The following is a 4,249-nucleotide window of genomic DNA, read 5'->3' as shown; positions in this document are numbered from 1 at the left end:
AGGGACAAGGGAACGGGCGGCCAAGGGACGAGGGACACGTACTCGAGTCACCAGGGCTGCGAGGGACAAGGGACGGGGCAGCCAAGGGCCGAGGGACAGGCACGCCCGTGCGACGAGTCCCTGGTTGCCCGGCTCCGTGGCCGTCATTCCTCGTCCCTTGTCCCTGCTCTTTCCTGGTCCCTCGTCCCTTGCAGCCCTTGTGACTTGAGTACTTGTCCCTCGTCCCTTGTACAGCCGCCCTTCCTCCTGCCGATATCTGGTGTCAGAGGGCGACTACGGGATCTTCAGAAGTCCTCTGACTCTCTCACCATGGTAAGAGGCCGATGAGAGGGGCGTAGTCGAGGAACTACCCGATGGCATTCACCCGACCGACGCCCACTGGGCACGAACGCTTCTTCGCCACCGACGACGTGATCGTCTCCAAGACGGATCTGACGGGGAAGATCACGTACGCCAACGACGTCTTCCTGAAGATCGCCGGGTACGAGGAGCACGAGGTGCTGTGGCAGCCGCACAGCATCATCAGGCACCCCGACATGCCGCGCGCGGTCTTCAAGTACATGTGGGACACGCTGGGCGCCGAGAAGGAAATCTTCGCGTACGTGATCAACATGGCGAAGAACGGCGACCACTACTGGGTCTTCGCCCACGTCACGCCCACCTTCGGCGCCGACGGGCGTCCCATCGGCTACCACTCCAACCGCCGCGTGCCCGACCCGGGTCCGGTGGCCAAGGTGAAGGCGATCTACGCGGCCCTCCTCGAGGAGGAGCGCAAGTACACCGACAAGCGGCAGCAACTCGACGCCAGCATGGCGCTCCTGGTCAAGACACTCCAGGGCACCGGCATGGACTACGACGAGTTCGTGTGGTCACTCGCTGCCTAGGAGACCTCCAGTGTTGATGCCGGCCGACCCCCGCCCGACCGACTCCCTCGCCGACGATGAGGAGCTCCGCAAGTGGCTGTTGCGCGCTGCCGAGGTGTGCGAAGCCGCCGCGAGAGGTGACCTCGAGGAACGCATCCTGTCCTATCCCCGCGAGGGCGAGATCGGGCGCATGATGGCGGGCCTCAACCACCTGCTCGACATGACCGACGCCTTCGTGCGCGAGGCGGGCGCCTCGCTCGGGCATGCGGCGCACGGCCGCTTCTTCCGTCGCGTCATCGAGCGCGGCATGCGCGGCTCCTTCAAGCACGGCGCCGGGCTCATCAACGCCGCCACCGACCAGATGGCCGCCACGCACCGTGCCCTGCACGACGCCGAGCACAACCGCCTGCAGCTGGCCGACGAGTTCGAGGTCGCCATCAGCGCCGTCACCGGTGCGGTCGCCGCCTCGGCCACCGAGATGGAAGCCACGGCGCAGACCCTCGTGGGCGCCGCCGGTGCCACGTCGAGCGCCGCGAGCGGCGCGGCCGAGCAGTCGCACCAGACCTCCGCCGGCGTGCAGACCGTGGCCTCGGCCACCGAGCAGCTCACGGCCTCGGCGGCCGAGATCGAGCGCCGCGTCGACGAGTCGGCGGCCTTTGCCAAGACCGCGGCCCAGCACGCCGAGCAGACCCGCGCCACGGTGTCGGAGCTCGAACTCGCCTCCAAGCAGATCGGCGACGTGCTCAAGCTCATCACCCAGATCTCGCGCCAGACCAACCTGCTCGCGCTCAACGCCACCATCGAGGCCGCGCGCGCCGGGGAGGCCGGCAAGGGCTTCGCGGTGGTCGCCTCGGAGGTCAAGACGCTGGCGCGCCAGACCGGCGAGGCCACCGAGCAAATCGACAACCAGGTCAGCCACATCCAGCGGTCGGCCAGCGAGTCGGTGCGGGCGATGAGCTCGATCTCCGACAACATCAGGCAGATCAACGACCTGATGGCCGGCATCGCCGTCTCGGTGGACGAGCAGCGCGCCGCCACCCAGGAGATCAGCCGGAGCGTCGGTCAGGCCGCCACGGCCGCCGAGCGCGTCTCGGCCAGCATGATCGACGTCAGCGAGGCCGCCAGCCAGACCACCGCGGCCGCCTCCGACATGCAGAACGCGGCGCTCGACCTCTCGCGCCAGTCCGAAGCCCTGCGCGACGCCTCGTCCAACTTCCTGACGGTGATCCGCCGCAAGAACTGAGCGCGACACCAACCCGGATCCCTCGACACACCCCGTGTGCGGACACCGCACACGGGGTGTGTCGTGTGCGCCCGCAATCCGCACACACCCATCGTCAGTCCTCAGGTTTTGCCGTGATTTCCTGATCCCGCGAAGCGGCATCGGACTTGTAGACATGGAGGTCGGCTTCCCCACGCCGACACTCCATGACGCTGGTTCGCAAGTTCCTGTCCCGTGACCTGAGCCGTGGCGAGATCGCCATCCTGGCGTTCTTCGTCGCGCAGGCGCTCGATGCCGGCCTCACGTACTGGGGTGTCGTGACGCACGGCCACCACCTCGAGGCCAACCCGCTGCTCGCCTCGCTCATGTGGTCCATCGGCGCCGGCCCGGCGCTCGCGTCGGCCAAGATCGGCGCCGCCTGCTGCGGCATGGTGCTCCACCTCACCCGCGTCCACCGGATCGTGGCCGCGCTCACGCTGTTCTACGTGTGCGCCGCCCTCCTGCCCTGGATCTGGGTCCTCCACACGATCTAGCCCGGCCACGCCCGCCGCCCGCCGCCCGGTACCCCGTCCCCCGTACCCGGCGCCCGGCCCCGATTCCCGATGTCCGGGCTGCCGTACCCGGTACCCCGTACCCGGTACCCGGTTGCTATAGTGACCCCTGACATGCGTACCGACCCGCTCGCGTATCTCGGCGACCAACTCGCGGACCTCAAGGCTCAGGGCCTCTACCGCACCCTGCGGGTGCTCGAGGGCGAGGCGAAGGCCACCTCGGTCTACGACGGCAAGAGCGTCGTGAACCTCTCCTCGAACAACTACCTGGGGCTCACGACCCACCCGAAGCTGCGCCAGAAGGCCATCGAGGCCATCGAGCAGTTCGGCGTCGGGTCGGGCGCCGTGCGCAGCATCTCCGGCACGATGGCGATGCACCTCGAACTCGAGCGGCGGTTGGCGGAGTTCAAGCACACCGAGGCGGTGGTCGTCTTCCAGAGCGGGTTCACCTCCAACGCCGGCACCGTCTCGTCGATCCTCACGCGCGAGGACGCGATCATCTCGGACGAGCTCAACCACGCGAGCATCATCGACGGCGCGCGCCTGAGCCGCGCCACGATCAAGGTGTACCCGCACGGCGATGCCGACGCGGCGCGGAAGATCCTCAGCGAGCTGCCGCCGACCCAGCGCAAGCTGCTCATCACCGACGGCGTCTTCAGCATGGACGGCGACCTCGGGCCGCTGCCGGCCCTCTGTGACGCGGCCGAGGCCTACGGCGCGATCATGATGGTGGACGACGCGCATGCGAGCGGGGTGTTCGGGCGCAACGGGCGTGGCACCGTCGACCACTTCGGCATGCACGGGCGCGTCGACGTGCAGGTCGGCACGCTGTCGAAGGCCATCGGGTCGCTCGGCGGCTACGTCGCCGGCAGCCGCAGCCTGATCGAGTTCCTGTACCACCGCGCGCGGCCGTTCCTGTTCTCGACCTCGCATCCGCCCTCGGTGACGGCCTCCTGCCTCGCGGCCCTCGACCTGCTGCTCGAGGAGCCACAGCTCATCGACCGCCTCTGGGACAACACGCGCTTCTTCAAGGCCGGCCTGAAGGAACTCGGGTTCGACACCGGCATCAGCGAGAGCCCGATCACGCCGGTGATGGTGGGCGAGGGCGCCAGGGCCATGCAGTTCTCCGATCGCCTGTTCGCCGAGGGCGTGTTCGCGATGGGCATCGCGTTCCCGACCGTCGCCCGCGACAAGGCGCGCGTGCGCACCATCGTGTCGGCCGCGCACAGCCGCGAGGAACTCCAGTTCGCGCTCGACGTATTCGGTAGGGTCGGGCGGGAGATGGGGATCATCTGAAGCCGCCATGCCTCATGGGCCATGGCTCATGCCTCATGAAGGCCGAAGGGGCTGATGACGAAGCAGAAGTTCGGTGATCGGGCGCGGGCGTTCATCGACGACTACACGCGCGACCTGACCGCGCGCGACCTGCAGCGTGTCTTCACGCGCGAGACGCGCGACATGGTGTCCTTCTTCACGCAGGGCACCGTGCAGGCCGACGTCACGCAGCGCGACCTGCTGCGCCATCCCTTCCGCAACGCGCGCCAGTTCTTCCTCGCCTTCGCCATGCGCCTCACGGCGGCGCGGCGCATGCTCTACGCCCTGGCGCTCCTGCT

The 4,249-nt window shown here is 68.4% G+C and carries 5 protein-coding genes; all 5 read left to right on the top strand.

The annotated features are described in order from the left end of the window. The first annotated feature begins 353 nt into the window (after positions 1-353). The gene (locus ACIRDX_RS21055; RefSeq protein WP_396627398.1) at positions 354-884 is read left to right on the top strand and encodes a PAS domain-containing protein; all 531 of its coding nucleotides are present in this window, start codon (positions 354-356) and stop codon (positions 882-884) included. 16 nt (positions 885-900) lie between these two features. After that, positions 901-2,106, top strand: a complete 1,206-nt coding sequence (locus ACIRDX_RS21050; RefSeq protein WP_396627399.1) for a methyl-accepting chemotaxis protein — start codon at positions 901-903, stop codon at positions 2,104-2,106. A gap of 185 nt (positions 2,107-2,291) precedes the next feature. After that, positions 2,292-2,618, top strand: coding sequence for a DUF5658 family protein (locus ACIRDX_RS21045; protein WP_396627397.1), 327 nt, complete (start codon positions 2,292-2,294; stop codon positions 2,616-2,618). 132 nt (positions 2,619-2,750) lie between these two features. After that, the gene (locus ACIRDX_RS21040; protein ID WP_396627396.1) at positions 2,751-3,932 is read left to right on the top strand and encodes a glycine C-acetyltransferase; all 1,182 of its coding nucleotides are present in this window, start codon (positions 2,751-2,753) and stop codon (positions 3,930-3,932) included. A 54-nt stretch (positions 3,933-3,986) separates the two neighbouring features. Next, a partial coding sequence (locus ACIRDX_RS21035; protein ID WP_396627395.1) for a hypothetical protein occupies positions 3,987-4,249 on the top strand: 263 nt, incomplete at its 3' end.

The sequence above is a fragment of the Luteitalea sp. genome, from assembly GCF_044337415.1.
Taxonomy (GTDB): domain Bacteria; phylum Acidobacteriota; class Vicinamibacteria; order Vicinamibacterales; family Vicinamibacteraceae; genus Luteitalea.
Note: the sequence above shows the minus strand (reverse complement) of the source record. Positions and strands in the feature narration are given on the sequence as shown.